General features: G+C 30.6%; 19 protein-coding genes. 18 read left to right on the forward strand and 1 reads right to left on the reverse strand.

All coding sequences use genetic code 11. The features are described from left to right. Positions 1-91 precede the first annotated feature (91 nt). The 4 genes from recO to ppdK all read left to right on the forward strand — a co-directional run bounded on the left by recO (position 92) and on the right by ppdK (position 5179). Positions 92-841, forward strand: coding sequence for a DNA repair protein RecO (recO, locus tag L3B98_RS00980; protein ID WP_238915193.1), 750 nt, complete (start codon positions 92-94; stop codon positions 839-841). 6 nt (positions 842-847) lie between these two features. Beyond that, positions 848-1471, forward strand: a complete 624-nt coding sequence (locus L3B98_RS00985) for a DUF4342 domain-containing protein (protein WP_238915194.1) — start codon at positions 848-850, stop codon at positions 1469-1471. A gap of 199 nt (positions 1472-1670) precedes the next feature. Then, a complete protein-coding gene (locus L3B98_RS00990; protein ID WP_238915195.1) occupies positions 1671-2309 on the forward strand; it encodes a helix-turn-helix transcriptional regulator in 639 nt (212 codons plus the stop codon). Positions 2310-2551: 242 nt separating this feature from the next. Further along, positions 2552-5179 (forward strand): pyruvate, phosphate dikinase, encoded by a 2628-nt coding sequence (gene ppdK, locus L3B98_RS00995; protein WP_238915196.1) that lies wholly within the window; start codon positions 2552-2554, stop codon positions 5177-5179. A 173-nt stretch (positions 5180-5352) separates the two neighbouring features. On the opposite strand, the gene L3B98_RS01000 is transcribed toward ppdK, so the two are convergent. Then, entirely contained in the window at positions 5353-5916 is a 564-nt protein-coding gene (locus L3B98_RS01000; protein ID WP_077360790.1) for a TetR/AcrR family transcriptional regulator, read from the reverse strand. Between the two features lie 301 nt (positions 5917-6217). Here L3B98_RS01000 and L3B98_RS01005 point away from each other — a divergent pair, with 301 nt between their 5' ends. The 14 genes from L3B98_RS01005 to L3B98_RS01070 all read left to right on the forward strand — a co-directional run bounded on the left by L3B98_RS01005 (position 6218) and on the right by L3B98_RS01070 (position 25907). Next, positions 6218-7411, forward strand: a complete 1194-nt coding sequence (locus L3B98_RS01005) for a multidrug efflux MFS transporter (RefSeq protein WP_238915197.1) — start codon at positions 6218-6220, stop codon at positions 7409-7411. 104 nt (positions 7412-7515) lie between these two features. Next, positions 7516-8112 (forward strand): isochorismatase family protein, encoded by a 597-nt coding sequence (locus L3B98_RS01010; protein ID WP_238915198.1) that lies wholly within the window; start codon positions 7516-7518, stop codon positions 8110-8112. Positions 8113-8151: 39 nt separating this feature from the next. Beyond that, on the forward strand, positions 8152-8796 hold the full coding sequence (locus L3B98_RS01015) for an MBL fold metallo-hydrolase (RefSeq protein ID WP_238915199.1): 645 nt from the start codon (positions 8152-8154) through the stop codon (positions 8794-8796). A gap of 401 nt (positions 8797-9197) precedes the next feature. Continuing rightward, on the forward strand, positions 9198-11081 hold the full coding sequence (locus L3B98_RS01020; RefSeq protein ID WP_238915200.1) for a histidine kinase: 1884 nt from the start codon (positions 9198-9200) through the stop codon (positions 11079-11081). A gap of 11 nt (positions 11082-11092) precedes the next feature. Further along, positions 11093-12625 carry a response regulator gene (locus tag L3B98_RS01025; protein WP_238915201.1) on the forward strand — a complete coding sequence of 511 codons (1533 nt, stop codon included), beginning with the start codon at positions 11093-11095 and terminating at the stop codon, positions 12623-12625. Positions 12626-12758: 133 nt separating this feature from the next. Beyond that, complete coding sequence (locus L3B98_RS01030) at positions 12759-14018, forward strand: ABC transporter substrate-binding protein (protein WP_238915202.1); 1260 nt, start codon at positions 12759-12761, stop codon at positions 14016-14018. A 75-nt stretch (positions 14019-14093) separates the two neighbouring features. Beyond that, positions 14094-15002, forward strand: coding sequence for a sugar ABC transporter permease (locus tag L3B98_RS01035; protein ID WP_015391049.1), 909 nt, complete (start codon positions 14094-14096; stop codon positions 15000-15002). Further along, positions 15002-15847 (forward strand): carbohydrate ABC transporter permease, encoded by an 846-nt coding sequence (locus L3B98_RS01040; RefSeq protein ID WP_077360805.1) that lies wholly within the window; start codon positions 15002-15004, stop codon positions 15845-15847. Before L3B98_RS01035 ends, L3B98_RS01040 begins: the two co-directional genes overlap by 1 nt. A gap of 129 nt (positions 15848-15976) precedes the next feature. After that, on the forward strand, positions 15977-18004 hold the full coding sequence (locus L3B98_RS01045; protein WP_238915203.1) for a glycoside hydrolase family 31 protein: 2028 nt from the start codon (positions 15977-15979) through the stop codon (positions 18002-18004). Positions 18005-18027: 23 nt separating this feature from the next. Next, entirely contained in the window at positions 18028-20016 is a 1989-nt protein-coding gene (locus L3B98_RS01050) for a beta-L-arabinofuranosidase domain-containing protein (protein ID WP_238915206.1), read from the forward strand. Positions 20017-20115: 99 nt separating this feature from the next. Continuing rightward, positions 20116-21399 carry a beta-xylosidase gene (locus tag L3B98_RS01055; protein ID WP_238915207.1) on the forward strand — a complete coding sequence of 428 codons (1284 nt, stop codon included), beginning with the start codon at positions 20116-20118 and terminating at the stop codon, positions 21397-21399. Between the two features lie 311 nt (positions 21400-21710). Next, complete coding sequence (locus tag L3B98_RS01060; protein ID WP_238915211.1) at positions 21711-22553, forward strand: PRD domain-containing protein; 843 nt, start codon at positions 21711-21713, stop codon at positions 22551-22553. A 68-nt stretch (positions 22554-22621) separates the two neighbouring features. Next, on the forward strand, positions 22622-24451 hold the full coding sequence (locus L3B98_RS01065) for a beta-glucoside-specific PTS transporter subunit IIABC (RefSeq protein WP_238915212.1): 1830 nt from the start codon (positions 22622-22624) through the stop codon (positions 24449-24451). Between the two features lie 22 nt (positions 24452-24473). Further along, the gene (locus L3B98_RS01070; protein WP_238915214.1) at positions 24474-25907 is read left to right on the forward strand and encodes a 6-phospho-beta-glucosidase; all 1434 of its coding nucleotides are present in this window, start codon (positions 24474-24476) and stop codon (positions 25905-25907) included. The last annotated feature ends 3 nt before the right edge of the window (positions 25908-25910 follow it).

Genomic DNA, 25910 nt, shown 5'->3' on the forward strand with positions numbered 1-25910 from the left:
TTTAGAAACAGTAATAAATATGTAAATTGCCAAAGCTGGTTCAAACCAACCCAAAATCCCTAATTCATAACTCATAACTGATCGAACTGGGGTGGTTAATCTGTCAATTTTTGAGACTAAAGCAGTTATTATAAAAACTCAAGATTTTAAAGAAAATGACAAATTAGTTTGGTTTTACACCGAAAAATTAGGCAAAATTACAGCTGTTGTTAGAGGTGCAAAGAAAAGTAAGAGTAAGTTTTTAGCATTAACATTACCTTTATGTTATGGTGAATATGTTTTATACAAAGGAAAAAATTTATATACCCTTCAAGAAGGCAAAATAATTAATTCTTTTCAAGGCCTATTAAATGATTTATCTAAACTTACTTATTCATCATATTTGTGCGAGCTAATAGATATTGCATGTGAAGATAATGAGGTTAATCATGAGCTTTTTAGAAATTTAGTCACAACCTTATATTTATTAAATACAGATGCACTGGATTATGAAATATTAATAAGAGCATTTGAATTAAGATTACTAAAGAATACAGGGTATAACTTAATATTAGATAATTGCAGCATATGTAGAAAAAAAATAGCATCAGCAAATTATATAAGCTTATCGTATTATGGCGGAGTATGTGAGGAGTGTCCTAAGGAGCATGGTTTATATATATCTAAAGGTGCATACAATGCTTTGAGGTTTTTAATGAATATGAATTTAGATAAATTATATAGATTAAATTTAAATGTGGAAATAAAAGCTGAAATAGAAAAAGTGATTACTTTTTTAATTTCAAACAATTATGCAAAAAGACCTAAAAGTTTAGATATGTTAAAATTTATTAAGGAGTGATGATTTATGGAAAAAATAACTTTAGAAAAAGTTGATGTGGTTAGAGAAAGAACAGGTGTAAGTTATGAAAAGGCAAAGGAAGCTTTAGAAAAAAGTGAAGGCGAAGTTCTAGATGCAATAATTTACATTGAGAAAACAGAAGGCCTTTCAGGAAATGAAAAAAGTTCTGATGACGTAAATAAATCAGCAGTTTCCGTTGAAGAACTAAAAGCATGGTTTAAGCAAACTATAGATAAAGGAAATGTAACAAGAATAAAGATAAAAAAAGATGATAATGTACTTGTAGATATTCCTGTTAATGCGGGAATAGCAGCAGGGGTTGTTGCTATTGTAATTCCACCAATATTAGCAGCAGGGGTTATAGCAGCAATTGCAACTCAGATTACTATTGAAATAACTAGAGAAGATGGTTCTGTTGAAGTAGTAAATAAATATGTTTCAGAAGTAGCTGTAAATGTAAAAAATAAAGCAAGTGATTTTTCTGATAAGATAATGAATAAAGTTAATGAAATAAAAAATGATATCAACAAAAAAGATGGTAATTCAAAACAAAAATCAGAAAATGAATCAGAAGCAGTATATAGCTATACAGTAAACTTTGATAAAGAGAAAGAAAATTCAGAAAATTAAATGATATTGGGAGTAATGCAGAGAAAAACAGACATAAAAGCAAAATAAAATTAATAGATAAGAAATATTTGGTGAATTTATTTGATTTTTCAGAAAATTAAGTCTAGTCAAACAATAATTACATGATATAATAAGTATGTAACATAAAATAATCAATTTTCACCGGGTATTTCTTTAAATTACAGAAAGAGGGATAAGGTTGAAATTATCACCTAGACAAGAAGAAATAGTATGTATAGTAAAAGAAAATGCACCAATTACAAGTGAAGCACTAGCGGAGAAAATTGGAGTTACAAGAGCTGCTCTTAGAGCAGACTTGGCTGTTCTTACAATGATAGGAGCTTTAGATGCTAGACCAAAGGTTGGATATGTGTATAATGGCAAAACATCAAATGGTTTAGTTTATCAACAAATAAGCAAAATTAAAGTATCTGAAATAATGTCAAAGCCTGTAACAGTAAGTGAGGATACAATGGTATATGATGCAATCGTATTCTTATTTCTAAATGATGTAGGCACATTATTTATTGAGAATAATGGAATAATGACGGGGGCAGTTTCAAGAAAAGATTTTCTTAAAATTTCAATAGGGGGAACTGATATACATAAGGTTCCAGTTGGAGTAATCATGACAAGAATGCCTAATATAATCTGCGCAAGTGAGGATGATAATGCATATGATCTAGCAAAGAAAATTATTGAGCATGAAATTGATAGTATTCCAGTTGTTGAAATATTAAAAAAATCTGATGGAAAAGATCAGATGAAAATAATAGGTAAAGTCTCTAAGACTAACATAACAAAATTATTTGTTAAGCTTGGAGAGATTGAGAATTAATTATTTGGGTAACTACGAAGTCTTTAGACATATGAAAGAATATAATAAGTCCAGGATGCAATGTATATTTCTAACTAGAAAAGGATGTATGTTTATCTTATAGTGGACTATTGGATGAACATGTTTGCAAAATATAACGGAAGATATATTACATGTTGACTTATTATTTTTTTGAGTATATCTCAATTAGGCATCGATAGTATATATAGTTTCAAAATAACAAGAAAAGAGGGAGTATTGAGATGACAAACAAGTATGTGTATCTATTTAGTGAAGGAAATGCTTCAATGAAAAATTTACTTGGAGGTAAAGGTGCTAATTTAGCAGAAATGACAACTTTAGGAATACCTGTTCCGCAAGGATTTATTGTTACAACAGAAGCTTGCAATAAATATTATGAAGACGGAAGAAAAATTTCTGACGAAATAATAAGTCAAATTTTTGAACAATTAGCAAAACTTGAAGAAACTACAGGTAAAAAATTTGGAGACAATACCAATCCTTTATTAGTTTCAGTAAGATCTGGTGCAAGAGTTTCAATGCCGGGTATGATGGATACTATTTTAAACTTAGGACTAAATGATGTAGCAGTTGAAGCTATGGCAGAGATGACTAAGAATCCTAGATTTGCATATGATTCTTATAGAAGATTTATACAAATGTTCTCCGATGTTGTTATGGGAATTGAAAAGAGGTTATTTGAAAATAAAATTGACGAGCTTAAGGAAAAGAAAGGTGTTGAATTTGATACAGATTTAACTGCTGAAGACTTAAAAGAGTTAGTTGCTCAATTTAAAGAACTTTATAAAAAGGAAAAAGGTGAAGATTTCCCAAGTGATCCTAAAAATCAATTAATTGAATCAATAACAGCTGTATTTAGATCATGGGATAATCCAAGAGCTATAGTATATAGAAGATTAAATGATATTCCAGGTGAATGGGGTACTGCAGTAAACGTACAACAAATGGTATTTGGTAATAAAGGTGAAACTTCAGGAACTGGAGTTGCATTTTCAAGAAATCCAGCTAATGGAGACAAAGCTATATATGGTGAATATTTAATGAATGCACAAGGTGAAGACGTTGTTGCGGGTATAAGAACACCACTTGAAATTGGAAAATTAAAGGAACAAAATCCTGAGATATATGCAGAATTTGAAGGAATTGTTAATACTCTAGAAGACCACTATAAAGATATGCAAGATATGGAATTTACTATAGAAGAAGGTAAATTATATTTCTTACAAACTAGAAATGGTAAGAGAACAGCTCAAGCTGCTTTAAAAATTGCGGTTGATTTGGTTGAGGAAGGAATGCTTACCAAAGAGCAAGCAATCTTAAAGGTTGAACCAAAACAATTAGATACATTATTGCATCCAGCATTTTATACAGAAGATTTAAAGAAAGCTACACCAATAGCCAAAGGATTACCAGCATCTCCTGGAGCAGCATGTGGTAAAATTGCATTTACTGCTGATGAAGCTAAAGATAGGGCTGCACTTGGAGAAGATGTAGTACTTGTAAGACTTGAAACTTCACCAGAAGATATTGAAGGTATGATTGCTGCTAAAGGAATTCTTACTGTTAGAGGTGGAATGACTTCTCATGCTGCTGTTGTAGCAAGAGGAATGGGAACTTGCTGTGTAGCAGGTTGTGGAACTATTAAAGTCAACGAAGAAAAGAGAACTATTGAAGTTAATGGAAAAGTTTATACAGCAGATGATTATATTTCAATAGATGGTACTTCTGGTAATGTATATGGAGAAAGAATAAAGACAGTTACACCAGAAATTTCAGGACATTTCGCAATATTTATGGGATGGGCTGATGAAATAAGAAAATTAAAAGTTAGAGCAAATGCAGATAGTCCAAGAGATGCAAAACAAGCAGTTGAATTTGGAGCAGAAGGTATAGGACTTTGTAGAACAGAGCATATGTTCTTTGCTGAAGATAGAATTATGGCTGTGAGACAAATGATTACATCAAAAGATGTAGAGCAAAGAAAAATTGCATTAGCAAAGATATTACCAATGCAAAAGTCAGATTTTATAGGAATTTATGAAGCTATGGAAGGTAGACCAGTTACTATAAGATTGTTAGATCCACCATTACATGAATTCTTACCAACTGCTGATCAAGATATTAAAGATTTGGCAAAAGAAATGGGTATTACTTATGACGAATTGAAAGGTACAGTTCAAGAATTGCATGAATTCAACCCAATGATGGGTCATAGAGGCTGTCGTCTTGCAGTATCTTATCCAGAAATAGCTGAAATGCAAGCAAGGGCAATTATAGAAGCTGCAATAGAAGTTAATAAGAATAAAGGCCATAATATAGTTCCAGAAATAATGATTCCATTAGTTGGAGAAATTAAGGAATTAAAATATGTTAAGGATGTAATTGTAGCTACAGTTGAAGAAGTTATGAAAGAAAAGGGAGTAACTTTACAATATAAAGTTGGAACTATGATAGAAATTCCTAGAGCTGCTTTAACAGCCGATGAAATTGCTAAAGAAGCAGAATTCTTCTCATTTGGAACAAATGACTTGACTCAAATGACATTTGGATTCTCAAGAGATGATGCAGCTAAATTCTTAGCAGCTTATTATGAAAAGAAGATTTATGAACAAGATCCGTTTGCTAAGTTAGATCAAACTGGAGTTGGTTCATTAATTAAAATAGCAGCAGAAAAAGGAAAAGCTACTCGCCCAGACATCCATCTTGGAATTTGTGGAGAACATGGTGGAGATCCATCATCAATTGAGTTCTGTCATAATACAGGTCTTGATTATGTATCATGTTCACCATTTAGAGTACCTCTTGCTAGACTTGCAGCAGCACAAGCACAAGTAAAACAACCAAGATAAATTGAATAAATAATGTAATTTTAATCTGAAAGCTTGATATAATAGTCTATTAAATAATGATTATTATGCTATAAAAGAATAGAGTATAGTGACTTAATTTCATTAATAATTTTAAGTTACTATACTCTATTTTTTATTAAACTAATTTTTAAGTAATACCTTAGGTGATTAATTTATTTTTTTGAAAGGGATGAAATAAAGTCATCTATCATAGATTCAAAACTCTCATCTAAAGTTACTTCATTATTATGAAAATATCCAAATGAATATAATGAGACAAAACCATGCAAAAGACTTCTTAAAGTTCGGCTTTTATGAACCAAACGGATTTCATCCTTAATGTAAAACTCTAAAATCTGACGAATGATACGAGTAGTTCCTTTTGCCAAATTAAATAACTCTGAGTTTTCAGTACTTGGAATACTCACAAAAAGTCTATAAGCGGTCGTATTTTCAAAAGCAAACTCTTTATAAACCTTAGCATATTCTTTTACCGCCTCATCGCCACTCTTACCAATTAACCTCTGCATTAATTTTTGATTCAATTCATTTAAAAGATATACTGTCATTTCAATTTTAAGACTATCCATATTAGTAAAATGATTATATAAAGAAGGATGTTTTATATTTAATTTTTCAGCAATTTTTTGGAAGGTAAGTTGATTAAGACCAATTTCATCTGCCAAAGAAAAAGAAACTTGAATTATTTTTTCTTTGGTTAAATTTCTTTTTTGCATTTGATTTTCACTCCTATAATCTTACGGTTTAATAGTAGTTTAACATTGCAAAACATATTTATCAAATTATAGTTATAGATAATAAACTATATTTTGTAGTTTACAAACTAATAAATGTAGTTTATAATTAATCTTGGGATAGGGAAAAATTTAATTAAGAAAAAATGCGCAACTTGCTATTGTTTTGTTTACTAATATTACTATTACGCAATATTTTGTTAGAGTGGCGAAATCTAATTGAATAATTAGTATGAAAAGATTGTATTACATATTAATTTATACAAAAGAGAGGTGTATATTCATGGAAATGTGGAAGAAAAATTTAATAGTATGTTGGTTTGGGATATTTGTGGCTGCTATAGGAATGAGTCAGATTGCCCCAGTATTACCACTTTACATACAACATCTTGGTGTTCAAGATGCAGCAACAATTACAAAAATTTCAGGAATTGCCTTTGGGATCACTTTTATAATTTCAGCTATTTTTTCACCAATTTGGGGAAGTGCAGCTGATAAATATGGACGAAAACCAATGATACTTAGAGCAAGCCTTGGTATGGCAATAACTATAGGGTGTATGGGTTTTGCACCAAACGTTTATATACTCATAGGTTTAAGACTACTTCAAGGTGTAATTACTGGCTATAGTACAGCTTGTACTGCATTGATCGCAACTCAAACTGATAAGGAACATGCAGGGTATGCGTTAGGTACACTATCAACAGCAAGTATTGCAGGTTCTTTACTTGGCCCAACAGTTGGTGGTTTTATAGATGAGATATTAGGACTACAAAGTGTATTTTTCATAACAGGGGCTTTACTTTTAATTTCATTTATTACAACGCTTATATTTGTAAAAGAATCATTTGTTAGAGAAGAGAAAAAGGTACTTACTATTGAAGAAGTTTGGAGTACTGTTCCTCAAAAAAGCTTAACTGTTACGATGTTTTTAACTTTCTTTATATTATCTGTAGCATTGTATTCTGTAGAACCAATCGTGACTATATATGTTAAGCAGTTATCTAATAACAGTTCACATATTGCACTTTTAGCTGGAATTACATTTTCAGCTTCTGGCCTTGCCAATATAATTGCGGCTCCAAGACTTGGAAAACTTTCAGATAAGATAGGAGCTCATAAAGTAATGTTAGCATGCCTTATAGGTGCAGTGATTATTTTTATACCACAAGCTTTTGTACAAAATACTTGGCAGTTAATGGGACTTCGATTTCTATTAGGACTAGCATCTGCAGGGCTTAATCCATCTGTTAATATTATATTGAAAAAAATAACACCGTCTTCTCTTACTGGCAGAGTATTTGGTTTTAACATGTCAGCAGGATATTTGGGGGTATTTGGAGGTTCAGTCTTAGGAGGGCAGATTGCAGGAATTTTAGGAATGCAATATGTATTTTTTATCACAAGTGCATTGTTACTTGCAAATGCAATTTGGGTATACTTTAAGGTTTATAAAAAACTCAATTTAAAAGAATAATATTATTAATGTTGGATGACTAATTTTTATAAGAAGTATTAAACAATTCCTATTTAATAGATAATTAATTCTATAAAAAAATAAAATAAAAAGGAGATATTAATGTGGAAAATCTAGAATTAAATGAAAATAAATTTATTAATGCAGAAAAAAGTGCTCTTGTACTTATAGATTTACAAAGCGGAATTACGGCTAGGGAAATTCAACCTTCACCTTATACAAGTGAGGAGGTTATCCATAATGCAAGCAAGTTAGTTAATGCGTTTAGTGAAAAAGGAACTTTTATAGTTTTAGTAAGAGTTTCTACTATAGACGGTAAAGATATGGTTAAACCGAAAACTGATTCAAAAGTTGTTGGAATGAAATATCCAGAAGGCTGGGATAACCTTGTACCTGAAATAGCTAACACTAAGAATGCCCATATTATTACAAAGAGGCAATGGGGAGCTTTTTATGGTACTGATCTAGATTTACAATTAAGACGTAGAGGAATTGACACTATTATATTAGGTGGGATTTCTACTAACATTGGTGTAGATACTACAGCAAGGGAAGCATATCAACATGGTTATAATCAAATTTTTGTGGAAGATGCTATGACTGCAGTAACAAAGGAAGAACATGATTATGTCTGCAAATACATCTTTCCTAGGATTGGCAAAATTAGAACGACAAAAGAAATAATTTCATCATTAAAATAAAATGAAAACTTAAATATCAAAAAGGATTGGAGGATTAAGATGAAAATTAAATGGTTTGGTCAATCATGTTTTATGATAACATCTGAAAGTGGAATAAAAGTATTAACAGATCCATATAAGAAAATGCTTGGTTATGAATTGCCTGAAATGGAAGCTGATATAGTATCTACAAGTCACAATCATAAGGACCATAATAATATAAATGTAGTCAAGAATAGTTTTATACATATAAATGAGCCAGGCGATTTTTACGAACATGGAATAGAAATAAAAGGTATCCAAACATTTCATGATAATACCTCTGGGTCTAAGAGAGGACAAAATACTGTATATAACTTCAATATTGATGATATAAATATTTGTCATTGTGGTGACCTTGGACATGTTCTAGATGCCAATCAGATAGAGGAGATAGGAAATGTTCACATATTACTTCTCCCTATTGGTGGTTTAGCTACAATTAATGCATTTGATGCAGTTCAAGTGATGAAGCAGTTAAATCCAACAATTGTTATTCCTATGCACTACAGGACAAAGGCACTAGGGATAGCAGGTTATATATTTAGTAAGGTTGATAAATTCATTTCAGCCTCAGGACTAAAAGCAAAAGAGTATGGAGAACTTGAATTAAGCAAAGCAAATATTAAAGATTATTCAGGAATGGTTGTGCTTAAATACGATTAGAATTTGCTTTTTATAATATGATATACACTTAACTGGAATTACATTTACCAATTTCAAGAGCAATAGTTAGTTCGAAATCTTCGTATTTAATGAATTAATTGAACTATAATGAGTTTTTATGTAAGATTATACAACTAAATATAAGGTATTGTATTTTAATTTCATTATTGATTTTAAGTACAATACCTTATTTTGTTAAATGTTATATTGAAGTTTATAAATCTATAGAATACTATATATTAGAAGTTGTTTATAACTCATTTTTTTACATGTGTCTAAAGTTAAATTCGCAAGTTGACATTTATGTATTAGTATGGTTCCATTAAATTAAGAATTAGAAGTGATATATTTAACATATTTAGAATTTAAAGTATATAACATATATCTAAGGAGATATTATAATGAAACTTTTTAATTATATAAAAAATAATATTAAAGGGTATTCAAATTGGAAACGTTATAGTATAAAGGCAAAATTACTAACTATATTTATAATTATTTCTATTATACCAATTATTTTTAGTCAAGTATTTTTGTACAAGCTATCGCAGCATTATCTAGAAAAAAAAATTACAAGCCTCACAGATAGAAATCTATTTTACGTAAAAACTAATATAGAAACAGATATGAATTATTATAAAGATACTTTGTATAGGATTACAGTAGATAATGATTGTTTGGGGCTAGAGAATATGTTCAACAATGGTGATGAATTTGAAAAAGCAGCATCAATTAATAAAATTAGAGATATTTTTGGATCTTACTCATATTCTAGAAGTCAGATAAGAGCTATAACTTTCGTGGGGAAGGATGGAAGAAACGTATATTATGATAAAAGTAATCAAGGCATAAATAACAGAGTTTGGAATGCATATAGTGATTCTTCTAAAGCTGAAATTTACTTTAAAATTTTAAATAGTAATACGCCAGTTATTTTACCTACCACTGCTAATAGTTATATTGGCGGGAAGTCGGAGTATATGTTTCATATGGGATTAAAAGTTAGAGATATTAGGACTAAGGAAGAGGTTGGTATAATTATTATGAGTTTTGATGAGCAGGTCTTATCAGATGTATGTAATGTGAATATGGATAAGAAAAATTCATCAGAAGATAAAATAAATATGTGTTCAGTTGTAATTGATGATGAAGGAAGAGTTATATCATTTAAAGACAAAAGGTATATCGGAACTTTTGTAAAAGATTATACTAGTAAAGAGATTAGTGATAAAGATAGCTATGAAACGTTAAATGAATTAGTATATTCAATACCTAATTTTACAAATAGAAATATTTCAGTTAGTAGTATTTCCATAGAAAGTGTTGGATGGAAGGTAATCAATATTGTTGACAAGGATAATTTGTTTTATGAAGTCAACCTATTAAGAAACTTAACATTAGCATTATTGGCTGTGATAGTAATAATAGTAATGGGTGTTATTATAATATTTTCAAATAAATTCTATGAATCAGTTAAAATCATTGTTAGTGGTATGAAAAAAGCTAAAAAAGGTAACTTTAACGTGAAGATAGAACTCGATACAGAAGATGAGTTAGCATTTATTGGTGAGGAGTTCAATGAAATGTTATCAACAATAAATATCTTAGTGGAAGATATTAAAAAGCAAAGTAATTATATTATTGAAATATCAAACAAAAGAAGAGAAGCTGAGATAAAGGCAATTGTAGCACAGATTAATCCGCATTTTTTATATAATACTTTGGATTGTATAAATTGGATGGCAATTAAAAATGAAAATTATGAAGTTAGTGATACCATAGGAAATTTTGCACAAATACTACGATATAGTATCGGAGATATAAATAAAGAAGTTACTATTTATGACGAGGTTGAATGGCTTAAAAAATATGTATACTTACAACAGATTAGATTTAATAACAGCTTTGAGTTGGATTTAAATGTAAGTGAAGAGATTTTAAGATGTAGAATTCACAAATTAATATTACAGCCATTAATTGAAAATTCAATTATTCATGGGTTTAAAGGACATAATGATGGAGGAATCTTAAAAGTTAATATTAATAAATTTCAAAATAATTTTATAAAAATTATAGTGGGGGATAATGGGAATGGTATCTCAGAAGAAAAACTTGAAAGAATAATTAAAAACATAAAATTAGGAAAGGATGAAGATGAAAATATAGGATTAAAAAATGTATATGACAGAATAAAAATTTATTATGGTGATAATGCTGAAATTAACATAGAGAGTTTTGAAGGAGAAGGAACTATAATAACATTGCTCATTTCATTGCAGTTTTAGGAGGGAGACTTATGAAAATTTTGATTGTAGAAGATGAGATTAATGCTAGAGAAGGATTAGGGAATTTATTAGGAAAGATTAATAATAACTATATTGTTTGTGGAAAAGCTTCCGATGGAGAACAAGGGCTAATTTTAGCAAAAGAACACAAACCAGATCTCATATTTACTGATATAGAAATGCCAAAATTAAATGGATTAGATATGCTTGAAAAAATAAAAGAAGATGGTCAGAATCCGTATATTATTATATTAAGTGGATATTCTGATTTTAAGTATGCCCAAAAAAGTATAAGAATAGGGGTAGAGGAATATTTATTAAAACCAATAACCTATAGTGCTTTAAAAAGTAGTATGGAACAGATTGAAAGAAAATTTAATTTAAAAAAAGAAAAATCTGTAACTTTTGATGATGAGATGATTAAGGAAGAAATCCTAGGACAAATATTATTAAATAAAAGTAATAACCTAAAGGAGCTATATAAGATTATTGAAAGTAAATTGGATAAAGAAAAAAATATTTATCTTGTAAATTTGTATTTAGGAGATAAATATGAAGATGAAATTGAATTAAGATCCAAGGAAATGAATGATTTTATGGAAAAATATAAAATTGAAGTTGTATATTATTCAGTATTAAAGGAATATAGATATCTACCAATTTTGATAAATACCCAAATAGCTTTTGAGGAGCTTGTAAAGATATTAAAGTATAATTTATTATTCTCATTTAAAGCACGTGGATTTTATAGAACTACTATAAGTGTTATTAATATGAATGATATTAGTGAAATTGGTAAATCATTTAGCAAACTTCAGAAATTGTCTAGATGGCCAATTGTACTTGGTAATGATGAAATCATATATGAAGCATTGATTTCTAAATTAAAAATATGTCAGTGCAATTATCCTAGAGAAATAGAAAATGAAGTTTTAAAGGCAATAAAAAGTAATGATAAGATAAAACTAGTAGACGCTAATAAAAAATTTATTTCATATTTGAAATCAGATATTTATGATCCAATAAATGTTATTGAGGTTTGCAGTAAATATATTTTTTCAATTCTGAGTGTCTCTAAAAGTTGTAATAATGATCTTTATACAGAATTTAATAATGAAGGAATCCTAGATACTATTAAAATGAGCTGTACATTTTGTGAGTTAGAAGAACGATTGAATTATATAATTGGGAAAGCATGTAAAAAAAACAATGAAGAACTCATACCATATTCACTAATTGTCAGAAAGACAATTAATTATATAAAAGAGTATTATAGTGATAAAATTTCTCTAGAAGAAATAGCAAGTGGAATGAGTATAACACCAGAATATTTAAGTCGATTATTTACAAAGGAGTTAGGAAAAAGTTTTTCAGATTATTTAAGAGAATTTAGAATTGATAAATCTAAGGAATTATTAACAACGAGTAAAATTAAGATTTATGAGGTAGCTGAGAAGGTTGGATATAGTGATTCTAAATATTTTTGTAAAGTTTTTAAGGAATCAACAGGTATGTCACCAAAAGAATACATGAAGTTTTATTAAGTAAGAAGGTGTAAAATTGATGTTATAATTTTACACTTTTTTTATGATAATAGAATTTTAGAATACGTTTTCAAGGAGTAAGATTATATTGTAGATAATGTTATTATAGATAAAAATTTAGGAGGTAAATAAAATGAAGAAAACTAAAAGATTGTTAACTTGTTTAGTAGCTACGGTTATGTCAGCAAGTATATTCATTGGATGTGGAAGTAGTACAACAACTACATCTGCAGGAAAAAGTGATACGGCCGAAAAGACAACGCTTACAGTATGGCATTATTTTGATGGACAACAGCAACAAAAGGCTATGGAAAATCTTGCTGATAAGTATAATAAGTCTCAAGATAAGGTAGAAGTTAAGGTTGAATTTGTACCAAGGGCTGAACTTACTAAGCAGTTTACAATAGGACTTGTTGCTGATAAATTACCTGATATTGGTTTAGTTGATAATCCAGATATGGCTTCATTTTCAGCAATGGGATTATTTGCAGATATTACTGATAAGATGAATTCTTATGAAGGTAAGGATCAATTTTATCCAGGGCCAATTTCATCATGTCAATTAGATGGAAAGTATTATGGGATTCCACTTGGAAGTAATGATTTAGCCTTATTCTATAATAAGGACATGCTAAGTGCAGCAGGTGTAGAGCCGCCAACAACTTATGCTGAATTAAAGGATGCAGCAAAAAAATTGACCAAAGGAGATACTTATGGTTTAGCAATAGCTACGCCTAAAAATGAAGAAGGCACTTTTCAGTATCTTCCATGGCTACTTTCTACTGGAGCTAAATTCAACGAAATTGGTAGTCAAGCAGGTATAAGTTCTCTTCAATATCTTACTGATCTTATAAAAGATGGATCAATGAGTAAAGAAGTTATAAATTGGACACAAAATGATTTAGAAAAACAATTCGTAACCAATAAAGCAGCTATAATTACAGATGGGCCATGGATTATAGATACAGTTAAGAAAGATGCACCAAACTTAAAGTGGGGAGTTGTAAAAATTCCTAAAGATAAAGTATTTGCATCAGATTTAGGTGGAGAAAACTGGGGAATTATTAAAGGACATCATGAAGCAGAAGCTTGGGATTTTATAAAATTTACTCAACAAAAAGATAATATGAATGAATATTGTGCAGATTTTGGTTATATTCCTCCAAGAAAAGATATTGCTGAAAGTAATGATAAGATAACTAAAGATCCAATTATGAGTGTATTTTTAGATGAATTACAATATGCTATGCCAAGAGGACCACATCCAAAATGGCCTGAAATATCTGATGCTATGTCCACTGCATTACAGGAAAGCTTTACAAATGCAAAGGCACCGGAACAAGCAGCAAAAGATGCCCAAGTTAAGATTGATGATGTGTTAAATAAAAAATAAAACTTAATATAATTAAGATGCCTTTGAACTTATTTAAAGGCATCTTGAAATTGAAGCAAGGTAGGTGGAACAGTTTTGAAAAGTAAATATAGTAGTGAATTTATTAGAGAAGAAAGAAAAGGATATTTATTTGTGTTACCAGCATTAATATTTATGTTAGCTTTTGTTGGGTACCCAATTATTTATAATTTTATATTAAGTTTTAGAGATGTAAATGTAACAACCTTTAGTCAGCCAATTAAACCTTTTGTTGGATTTAAAAATTATATTGAAGTATTTCAGGATCCTACACTAACAATCAGTATTTGGAATACCTTAGTTTTCACATTAGGAAGTATATCAATACAATTCATTATAGGATTAGGCTTAGCTTTACTTTTTAATATGAAGTTTAAAATAGCTGAACCCCTCAGAGGACTTATGGTAGTAAGTTATCTTATACCAATGACAGTAACTGCGCTATTATTTAAATTTATGTACAGTACTAGTGGCGGAATAATAAATGAGTTGTTAATGAAAGCTCATTTAATTTCAGCACCCATTGGATGGATAATAGATAGTAAAACATCTATGTTTTCGGTTATATTGACTAATTCGTGGGTTGGAATTCCTTTTAATATGCTTTTATTAACAACTGGGTTAAGTAATATTCCTTACTCATTATATGAAGCTGCTAAAGTTGATGGAGCTAATGTTTTTCAAAGATTCTTTAAAGTAACATTGCCATCATTAAAACCAGCAATTTTATCTGTTTTAGTTCTTGGTTTTATATATACTTTTAAGGTATTTGATTTAGTATTTGTTATGACCAATGGTGGGCCAGTAAATAGTACTGAGTTAATGTCTACCTTTGCATATAAATTATCGTTCACACAATTTTCATTCAGCAAGGGTGCTACTGTTGCTAATATATTATTTGCAATTTTATTCTGTGTAAGTTTAGGATATCTTTCATTAATAAAGGAAGATGAGGTGATGGGATAATGAAGAATATAGTGCTTAAAGATAAACAGAAGAATATAATATTGTGTTGCGTATCAATTTTAATAGCATGTATTATGCTTTTTCCAATTTATTGGATTATAGTAAGTTCATTTAAAACTAACGCTGAAATTTTTGCATCACCTCCAACTTTCATACCTAAAGAATTTACTTTAGAAAGCTACACATCACAATTTACTGATAAAAATAATATTTTAGTTGCCTTTTTAAATAGCTGTAAAGTTGCTTTTACTTCAATGGTTTTGTCATGTGTACTGGCTATCCCGGCAGCATATGGGTTAGCAAGGTTTAGAATGAGAGGAAAAAAGCTATTTATTATAATATTTTTAACTACACAAATGCTTCCAGTTGCATTGATATTAACACCAATGTTTTTAGTGTATAAGAATTTACATTTGCTAGATAATATTTGGGCTCCTATACTATCAGATGCAACTATATCTGTGCCGTTTGTAGTACTTATTTTGAGAACCTATTTTCTGGCATTACCAAAGGAACTTGAAGATTCAGCTAAAATAGATGGCTGTAATACCTTTACTGCTTTTACTAAAATAATGCTTCCAATATCTTACCCTGGATTAATAATGACTGGAGCCTTTTCTTTTCTATATGCTTGGGGAGATTTAGCTTACTCTCTTACATTTTTGACTAGTCCTGAAAAGAGGACAATGACAGCTAGTATATATAATTTTATGGGTAAGTATGGAATACAATGGAATGCCATAATGGCTTATGGAGTACTTTTGGTTTTACCTGTTGTTTTAATATTTATATTCCTTCAAAAATATATAATTGGCGGATTAACTAATGGTGCTGTTAAGGGATAGTTATTATAGTTATGTAATCGTTAGAATAAAGATTTGGATTAATGTAATTTTAAATTAAAGTCATAAAGTGTAATTTCATGAAGTATCCAATGCAAAGATTCAAATTTGATTAAGATTGGAGTGAAAAACATGGATTCTGAAAATAAGCTTAATTTTGATAATGATAGCTTTTTTAAAGTAGAAGGAAATAAATTAATTCGTCAGTATGATTCTGAAAAACTATATATTGAACCTTGTGGGGAAAACAGCTTTCGTATACGCAGTATAAAACAGGCGGAACTTATAGATAATGAGTGGGCTTTATTGCCACAAAAGAGTAGTAATGACGTTAAAATTAAGGTTGATGGTAATGAAGCATGCATACAAAATGGAAAAATTAGAGCTGAGATTGATGCAGGTGGAAAGCTTACTTTTTATAATCAAAAAGGTGATATTCTTTTAGAGGAATACGTAAGAAATAGAAATAATATAAAGACGTTTTGTAGCGCGTTAAATATTGATGCACGCGAATTTAAGCCTATCCTTGGTGGTGACTATACCTTGACCATGAGATTTGAGTCAAATCCTAATGAAAAGTTATTTGGTATGGGACAATATCAGCAACCTAATTTAGATTTAAAAAATTGTATATTAGAGCTTGCACAGAGAAATTCACAAGCTAGTGTACCTTTCGTATTATCTAATTTAGGTTATGGATTATTATGGAATAACCCTGGTATTGGAAAGGTTATTTTTGGAAGGAATATTACTGAGTGGGTAGCTAATTCAACAAAGCAGTTAGATTATTGGATAACAGCTGGAGATAATCCAGCAGAAATAGAAGAAGCTTATGCAAAAGCTACTGGAACAGTTCCAATGATGCCAGATTACGCTATGGGATTTTGGCAATGTAAATTAAGATATCAAACCCAAGATGAATTATTGGAAGTAGCTCGTGAATATAAAAGGAGAGGTCTTCCTATTTCAGTTATAGTTATTGACTTCTTTCATTGGCCAAAGCAAGGAGAATGGAAATTTGATTTAGACTATTGGCCTGATCCTGATGCTATGATTAAAGAACTTAAGACTATGGGAATTGAATTAATGGTCTCTATATGGCCAACAGTAGATAAAACAAGTGAAAATTATGATAAGATGCGTGAAAAGGGTTATTTAGTAAGGACTGATAGAGGAATTAGAACAACAATGGACTTTTTAGGAGATACTGTTTTTTATGATGCTACAAATCCAGATTCCCGCGATTTTGTTTGGAAAACAGCCAAGAAAAATTATTATGATAAAGGTATAAAAATATTTTGGCTTGATGAAGCAGAACCTGAGTATTCTGTTTATGATTTTGATAACTATAGATATTATTTGGGACCAAATGAACAAATAGGTAACATTTACCCAGCAATGTATGCAAAGACTTTTTTTGATGGTATGAAAGAAGAAGGCCAAGAAAATATTATTAATTTACTTAGATGTGCTTGGGCAGGAAGCCAACGCTATGGTGCTCTTGTATGGTCTGGAGATATCGATTCAAGTTTTGAATCTTTAAGAAATCAATTTGCTGCTGGATTAAATATGGGTATAGCAGGTATACCCTGGTGGACAACAGATATAGGAGGCTTTCATGGTGGAAATCCAGATGAGCCTGATTTTAGAGAATGTATAATCCGTTGGTTTGAATATGGAGTATTCTGTCCTGTTTTCAGATTACATGGTGACCGTGAACCGCACTCTGAACCTCTTGGAACTAGTGGTGGAGGTTTATGTGCTAGTGGTGCAGCTAATGAAGTATGGAGTTATGGTGAAGAAGCATATGAGATCTTTAAAAAATATATGTTTATCCGTGAAAAAATGAAGCCTTATATTACTAAAATCATGCAAGAGGCACATGAAAAAGGAACTCCAGTTATGAGACCATTATTTTATGACTTTTCTCATGATAAGCTTTGTTGGGATATTGGAGATCAGTATATGTTTGGTCCAGAGATTCTTGTGGCACCAATACTTTATAAAGGTAGCACATCAAGAAAAGTGTATCTACCAGAAGGTGCTAAGTGGAAGGATGTAAATAATGGACAAATATTAACTGGAGGACAATGGATTAATTATGATGCCCCACTTGAGATTATTCCAGTATTTCTTAAAAATGACGCGGATATTCTATAGCAGTACTGCAGGAGGAATAAAGTATGAAAGATTTATTTGAAAATAGTAGTGGACTAAGAAAAGTGACAAAAGAAATCCCACTAAGTAATGTAAAAATAAAGGATAATTTTTGGTCACACTATAGAAAGCTTGCAAGAGAAGTAGTTATACCATACCAATGGGAGGCTATTAATGATAGGATTCCAGATGCAGAACCCAGCCATGCACTAAAAAATTTTCGTATAGCTGCAGGAATTGAAACTGGAGAGTTTCATGGGATGGTATTTCAAGATAGTGATGTATCAAAGTGGCTTGAAGCAGTAGGTTTTAGTATTCAAACTCATCCTGATCCAGAGCTAGAAAAAAATGCTGATGATGTTATTGATATTTTGGAAATGGCGCAGAGACCAGATGGATATTTAAACACATATTTTATTTTAAAGGAACCAGAAAATAGATGGAGGAATTTAGCTGAATGCCATGAATTATACTGCGCTGGTCACTTTTTTGAAGCCGCAGTAGCCTATTATAATGCTACAAATAAGAGAAAGGTTTTAGATATAGCATGTAAGTTTGCCGATTATATCAGTGATACATTTGGTCCAGAAGAAGGTAAAATTCATGGTTATGATGGACATGAAGAAGTAGAATTAGCACTTTTTAAGCTTTATAAAGTTACCGGGAATAAGAAGTATCTTAATTTAAGCAAATATTTCTTAGATGAACGTGGAGCAGAACCAGATTTTTTTGATATGCAATGGGAAGAAAGAGGAAGAAAAGATTTTTGGCAAGGTGGAGTAAAAAGAGAGTGGGGAAAAACCTATTTTCAAACACATTTGCCAGTTAGACAACAGGAATCGGCGGAAGGTCATGCTGTAAGGGTTGTATATATGTGCATGGCTATGACTGATGTAGCTGCAGAAACTGGAGATGTAGAATTATTCAAAGCTTGTAAGAAGCTTTGGAAAAATATTATTTTAAAAAGGATGTACATAACTGGAGGGATTGGTTCAACTTCCATAGGAGAATCCTTTACTTTTGATTATGATCTTCCTAATGATATGGTTTATGGAGAAACCTGTGCTTCTGTTGGTTTAGCTTTTTTTGCTCATAGAATGTTGATGATTGAGCCAAAAAGTGAATATGCAGATGTAATGGAGAGAGCTTTTTATAATACTATAATTGGAGGAATGGCACAGGATGGTAAGAGTTTCTTTTATGTAAATCCACTTGAGGTAAGTCCAGAAGCTTGTGAAAAAAATCCAACAAAGCACCATGTTAAACCAAGAAGACAAAAATGGTTTACTTGTGCATGCTGCCCTCCTAATATAACAAGAACTTTAACGTCACTTGGTCAATATATTTATACTGTAAATGAAGAAACTATATATACTAACTTATATATTGGCGGAGAAGCGTCTATAAGTTTAGCAGACAATGAGATAAAGCTTATTCAAGAAACAGATTATCCGTGGAAGGAAGAAATAAAAATAAAATTGCTTACTGAGGAAGAAATAAAATTTACATTGGCTTTAAGAATACCAAGCTGGTGCCCAGAGGCTAAAATTAAGGTGAATAATCAAGTTGTAGATATAGAGGAAAGAACGCTTAATGGATATGTAATGCTTAAAAGGGAATGGAATCCTTCTGATGAAATTGTACTTATTCTAAAAATGCCTATTTTAAGAATGAAAGCAAATCCATTGGTAAGAGCAGATATAGGCAAAGTTGCAATACAAAGAGGTCCTTTAGTTTATTGTTTAGAGGAAGCAGATAATGGTTCTAATCTCCATGAAATATATTTACCAAAAGAAGCTAAATTTGAAGAAAGTTTTGATTCAAGCTTGCTAGGTAGTATCGTAGTGATAAAAACCGAGGGAAAACGCCTTGTAAATAGTGAAAAATGGTTAAATAAACTTTATAGATATGAAGCAGAGGAAGAATATATACCTTCTACTATAAAATTCATTCCATATTATGCATGGGCAAATCGGAATGTTGGTGAGATGACGGTGTGGGTAAGAGAACTATAAGAAAAAGATAAACTTTATGGATGAAGGGAGGTGGTAAATAGAAAAATTAAATAATGAGAAAAAAATATAAATGTAACAATGGAAGGGGAGAATTAATGTATGAAAAAGAAATTTATTGGAATGGTATTAAGCTTGTCAATTATTTTAACGGCAGGTGTAATTCCAGGAAAACCAGTTTTTGCAGCTAGTACTTTAAACGTTGATTGTGGAACTACAATTAGGGGAGTAACTCATTGCGCAAGTGGATCGCTCTATGGAATTACTGAGAGTAAACCAAGTGATATTTCACAGATTGTAGCACCTCTTAAGCCAAATGTTTTCACAAATCCAGCTTTAGCTGGATCGCAAAATCAGCAACCAATAGGAGCAGCTATACCAGTGGCTGGAAGGCTTACTAATACAACTGGAAAAGTCATGATTAGGCTAGCAGATATATATCCAAAGTGGCCGTATGCTTTTACAAACATGGATGATTGGATTGGTAAAGTCACTAATGTAATTAATAAAAAGAAAGCTTCTGGATACTCAGATTTTTATGGATATGAAATATGGAATGAACCAGATGGTACCTGGAAAAGTACTTCAGTAAGCTTTAATGACTTGTGGCTTAAAACTTATAAATTGATACGTTCCTTAGATTCAACAGCCCAAATTATAGGACCTTCTTATTCTTACTATAATCATAACAGGATGAATGATTTTCTAGCTTTTTGTAAGGCTAATAATTGTGTTCCAGATGTAATTTGCTGGCATGAACTTGGTGGAAGTAAAAATATTTCTAATGACATTAAAGATTTGAATTCATTAGAAAAGACACTTGGAATACCAGCAAAGAAAATTTCAATAAATGAATATTGTGATAGTGATCATAATGCTGAGGGACAGCCAGGCGCATCAGCACCTTTTATTGCGAAATTTGAACGTAATAAAGTAGATTCTGCTTGCATTTCATGGTGGTGGACAGGTGCACCAGGTAGATTAGGAAGTCTTATGGCCTCTGATACACAAAAAGGTGCTGGCTGGTGGTTTTATAAATGGTATGGAGATATGACAGGCAGTATGGTTAATGTAACACCTCAAAATGATAATAGCAATGGAGTAGATGGTTTTGCTTGTGTTGATTCAAATAATAAGTATGTAAGTGTACTTTTAGGTGGTGTTAATGATGGAACTGTTAATGTAAGTATAAATAAACTTCCATCCTTTATTGGAGCATCTGCAAATGTTAAAGTAGAAAAAGTAGATTGGAAAAGTAAAGATACTCCTGTAAGTGGTACGAATTTAGTTTTTTCAAAGAGTTATCCAGTGACTAATGGAACCATTAATGTGTCAATTCCAAATACAAATAATACTAGTGGATATCGTGTTTATATAACTAATTAGAAAATATAGGGTATTGTAACTTAATTTCATTATTGATTTTAAGTACAATACCCTATTTAATTATTATTTGTTTAAATAAATCTTTGCTAAAATTTATATTGTCAAAAGTTATTTGTTATACTATAATAAAGTTAGTGGATGGTGATTGCACGAGCAAGCTATACCTGTTTATATATTATTATGAAATATTATTCGTAATGAAATATAAGCAGGTATTTTTTTATACAAAAGTGAAACATCGGAATGCTAGTATAATACTTATATTTAATACTAAATGGATAAAATAAAATTACTATAAAGGGTGGTGTATGATGGTAATTTATAAAATTTTTAATAACAATGCTGTAGTAATTAAAGATGAAAAAGGTGTAGAAAAAATTGTTATGGGCTGTGGGCTTGCATTCAAGAAAAAGTGTGGTGAAGAAGTCGACGTAAGCAAGATAGATAAAGTATTTATATTATCTGATCCAGAGGTTAATAATAAGTTTCAAGAAATGATGACATATATTCCATCTGAATATATTGAATTGGGTGAGGAAATTATAAACTATGCTGCTAAAGCTTTAGATAAGACCTTAAACGATACGATTTATATTTCTCTAATTGATCACTTATATGCAGCAGTAAAACGTTACCAAGATGGCATTTCAGTAAAAAATGCTATTCTATGGGATATAAAAAGATTCTACAAAGATGAATATAAAATTGGATTGAAGGCTCTTGATATGATAGAAGAGCGATTTTCAGTGAGACTGCCTGATGATGAGGCTGGATTTACAGCAATACATATTGTTGAATCAGTATTGAGTGAAAATGCTGAAGATATGCAGAAAATTACAGAAATAATATCAGAAATATCTAATATAGTAAAATATAATTTTCATATTTATTTTAATGAAGATTCAGTATATTATTATCGTTTCGTTACTCACTTGAAATTTTTTGCGCAAAGACTATTGGAAGGAAAAACTTATCTTGATGATGCACAAGATGACTTGCTTTATGCAGTAAAAACAAAGTATGTGAATTCATATGAATGTGCTGAGAAGATAAGTAAGTTCATTAAAACAAAGTATGATTATGATATATCTAATGATGAAAAATTATATTTGACTATTCATATTGAAAGAATTGTTTATAAGGCTGTCTTATGACTGGATGGTGACATTAAGTTGGCTATACCTTCATATTTCAAATAAAAAAGAAAAATGGAGGAATTAAAATGGGAAAGTATGAATCATTAGCAAAAGACATTATTAAAAATGTTGGTGGAAAGGACAACATAATTAGCCTATTACATTGTGTTACTAGGTTGAGATTTAATTTGAAAGACGAAAGTCTTGCAAATGATGAGGTTTTGAAAGGTATGGATGGTGTGATTACTGTAATGCATAGTGCTGGGCAGTATCAGGTTGTTATAGGAAATCATGTACCACAGGTATATGAAGAAGTTTGTAAGGCTGCAAATATTTCTTCAGCTTCACCTGCGCCTCAAGAAAAGAAAATGACCTTAAAAGAAAAAGCTTTAGACTTAATTACAGGTATAATGATGCCTTCAATAGCATTATTATGTGCATGTGGTATGTTAAAAGGCTTGAACTCTATTATATCTTATCTTGGATTATATTCTAATACTGATGGAATTTATTTGTTATTAAATGCAATTGGCGATTCTATATTTTATTTTCTACCAATTGTAATTGGATATAATACTGCAAAGAAAATTAATATGAATCCTTTCTTAGGATTAATTATTGGTGCTTCCTTATGTTATCCAACAATCAATAATGTAGATATGCAGTTATTTGGACGTGTGGTTAATGCAAATTATACTTCAACGCTATTACCAGTTATATTGATTGTTGCAATTGCAAAGCCATTAGAAACTTTTTTTAATCGTGTAATTCCTGATATGGTTAAAACATTTATTACTCCAATGCTTGTATTATTGATTTCAGTTCCATTAGGCTTTGTTGTTATAGGTCCATTTGCAAATATGCTTGCACAAATAGTATCTGATACAGTTTTATATGTGTACCAATTAAATCCTATCTTGGCCGGAGTTTTTGTTGGTGGATTGTGGCAGGTATTAATTATTTTTGGAGTTCATATTGTTTTAGTTTTCCTATGTGTTGCTAATATTGCAGCTGGTATTCCTGACCCAATTTTGGGATTCACTACATTTGTAACCTTTAGTACTACTGGTATGGTTTTTGCAATTTGGTTAAAGACAAAAGATAAGGCCTTAAAACAAATTGCTTTACCAGCTTGGGTATCAGGCTTCTTTGGTGTAACTGAACCAGCAATTTATGGAATCTTGTTACCAAGAATAGAACAATTTATACTTTCATGTATTTGTGGTGCAATTGCTGGAGGAATGACTGCTTTCTTTGGACTTAAATATCATATAATGGCTGGGATGGGGATTTTTGAAATACCTGCATTATTAGATCCTGAACAACCAGGGGCAAGTTTAGTTAAGTGTTTAATTGTTACTGCTGTTTCATTTGTAATTGGATTTGTTGTAGCGTTTATTAAGTTTAAAGATAGAGAAAATATTACAACGGAAATCACTAAAAAAGATGAAGATAAAAATGGGAAAGAAGTTATTGCTTCTCCAATGACTGGTACTTTAAAATCTTTAGACCAAGTTAAAGATGCAGCGTTTGCAAACGGAGCCATGGGCAAGGGAGTAGCTATAGAACCAAATGAAGGAAAAGTTATATCTCCATTTGATGGAACAGTAATGGCAATGTTCCCAACTAAACATGCAATTGGGTTACTATCTGATAAGGGGTGTGAGGTATTAATTCATATTGGAATGGACACAGTACAATTGGAAGGAAAATATTTTGAAACCCATGTAAAACAGGGGGATAAGATAAAAAAAGGTGATTTATTAATTACTTTTGATAAAGAAGCTATTATAAAGGAAGGGTATTCATTGGATACACCAATTTTAGTAACAAATACAAACGATTATTTAGATATTGTAGTAGTAAATAGCAATTCTTCTATTAATGCAGGCAAAGATTTAATAGTCTTACTATAATTAGGAGGAAGGAGGAATTAAAATGTTTCCGAAGGAATTTTTATGGGGTGGCGCTGTAGCCGCAAACCAATGTGAAGGTGCATGGAATGAAGCTGGTAAAAAAGAAAGTATATGTGATCACTTAACAGCAGGTTCAATTAATAAAAATAGAAAATTTACTTCTAAGATACTCTCAGAAGTAAATTATCCAAGTCACGAAGCAGTGGACTTTTATCACCATTATAAAGAAGATATTGCATTATTTGCAGAAATGGGCTTTAAAGTTTTTCGTTTATCAATAGCTTGGAGCCGTATTTTTCCAAATGGAGATGATTTTCTGCCAAATGAAGAAGGCTTACAATTTTATGATGATGTATTTGATGAGTGTAAAAAATATGGAATTGAGCCTTTGGTAACCTTGAGTCATTTTGAAATTCCATATAATTTAGTAAAGGAATATCAAGGATTTACAAATCGTAAGGTTGTTATATTTTTTGAGCGCTATGCTAAGACTGTATTTGAACGTTATAAAGATAAAGTTAAATATTGGCTTACATTTAATGAAATTAATTTTGGGACTATGCCAATGGGAAACTTGGAGGTATTAGGAATATTGCATCAGGAAGATGAGGAGATTGCAAATCCTTTAGATAATATCCAAGTACGTTTTCAGGCTCTACATAATGTGTTTTTAGCAAGTGCAAGGGCTGTAAAAGTAGCACATGAAATTAATCCGGATTTTAAAGTTGGCTGTATGATTGCACATATTACTATGTATCCTTTAACTTGCAGACCAGAAGATTTACTTCTTCAACAAGAATTAGATAATATTATCAATAATTTTTGCGCAGATGTGCAAGTGAGAGGTGTGTATCCATATTATATAGAGGATTATTTTAAAAAGAATAATATTGATATTACTTTTGAAGAAGATGATGAGAGGATTTTAAAAGAAGGATGCGTTGATTTTTATTCATTTTCCTATTATATGAGCAATTGTATAACAACAGAAGAAGGGCATGAGACTACGCTTGGAAATTTACTGGGCGGAGTGAAAAATCCATATTTGCAGGCAAGTGAATGGGGATGGCAGATTGATCCCAAAGGACTTCGATATACATTAAATAAAATTTATGATAGATATAAAATTCCGTTATTTATTGTAGAAAATGGATTAGGTGCGGTTGATGAAATAGATGATAATGGATGTATTAATGATGATTATAGAATTAGTTATTTAAAAAGCCATATTGTAGAAATGAATAAAGCTATAGAAAATAATGTGGATTTATTTGGATATACCATGTGGTCTGCTATTGATTTGGTTAGTTCTGGTACAGGTGAAATGAAGAAAAGATACGGTTTCATTTATATTGATAAAGATGATAATGGAAATGGCACACTTAAGAGAACAAAGAAAAAATCTTTCAATTGGTATAAAAAAGTTATTGGAACCAATGGAAATGAGTTAGAATAAATA

Origin of the sequence: Clostridium sp. YIM B02555 (assembly GCF_022320955.1) — a bacterium.
In the GTDB taxonomy this organism is placed as follows: Bacteria; Bacillota; Clostridia; order Clostridiales; family Clostridiaceae; genus Clostridium; species Clostridium saccharoperbutylacetonicum.

Bases quoted from the DNA above. Each gene is read 5' to 3' on its own strand.
- L3B98_RS00985 (WP_238915194.1), top strand. From the start codon at position 848: ATGGAAAAAATAACTTTAGAAAAAGTTGATGTGGTTAGAGAAAGAACA.
- ppdK (WP_238915196.1), top strand. From the start codon at position 2,552: ATGACAAACAAGTATGTGTATCTATTTAGTGAAGGAAATGCTTCAATG.
- L3B98_RS01000 (WP_077360790.1), bottom strand. From the start codon at position 5,916: ATGCAAAAAAGAAATTTAACCAAAGAAAAAATAATTCAAGTTTCTTTT.
- L3B98_RS01005 (WP_238915197.1), top strand. From the start codon at position 6,218: ATGGAAATGTGGAAGAAAAATTTAATAGTATGTTGGTTTGGGATATTT.
- L3B98_RS01015 (WP_238915199.1), top strand. From the start codon at position 8,152: ATGAAAATTAAATGGTTTGGTCAATCATGTTTTATGATAACATCTGAA.
- L3B98_RS01020 (WP_238915200.1), top strand. From the start codon at position 9,198: ATGAAACTTTTTAATTATATAAAAAATAATATTAAAGGGTATTCAAAT.
- L3B98_RS01025 (WP_238915201.1), top strand. From the start codon at position 11,093: ATGAAAATTTTGATTGTAGAAGATGAGATTAATGCTAGAGAAGGATTA.
- L3B98_RS01030 (WP_238915202.1), top strand. From the start codon at position 12,759: ATGAAGAAAACTAAAAGATTGTTAACTTGTTTAGTAGCTACGGTTATG.
- L3B98_RS01040 (WP_077360805.1), top strand. From the start codon at position 15,002: ATGAAGAATATAGTGCTTAAAGATAAACAGAAGAATATAATATTGTGT.
- L3B98_RS01045 (WP_238915203.1), top strand. From the start codon at position 15,977: ATGGATTCTGAAAATAAGCTTAATTTTGATAATGATAGCTTTTTTAAA.
- L3B98_RS01050 (WP_238915206.1), top strand. From the start codon at position 18,028: ATGAAAGATTTATTTGAAAATAGTAGTGGACTAAGAAAAGTGACAAAA.
- L3B98_RS01055 (WP_238915207.1), top strand. From the start codon at position 20,116: ATGAAAAAGAAATTTATTGGAATGGTATTAAGCTTGTCAATTATTTTA.
- L3B98_RS01060 (WP_238915211.1), top strand. From the start codon at position 21,711: ATGGTAATTTATAAAATTTTTAATAACAATGCTGTAGTAATTAAAGAT.
- L3B98_RS01065 (WP_238915212.1), top strand. From the start codon at position 22,622: ATGGGAAAGTATGAATCATTAGCAAAAGACATTATTAAAAATGTTGGT.
- L3B98_RS01070 (WP_238915214.1), top strand. From the start codon at position 24,474: ATGTTTCCGAAGGAATTTTTATGGGGTGGCGCTGTAGCCGCAAACCAA.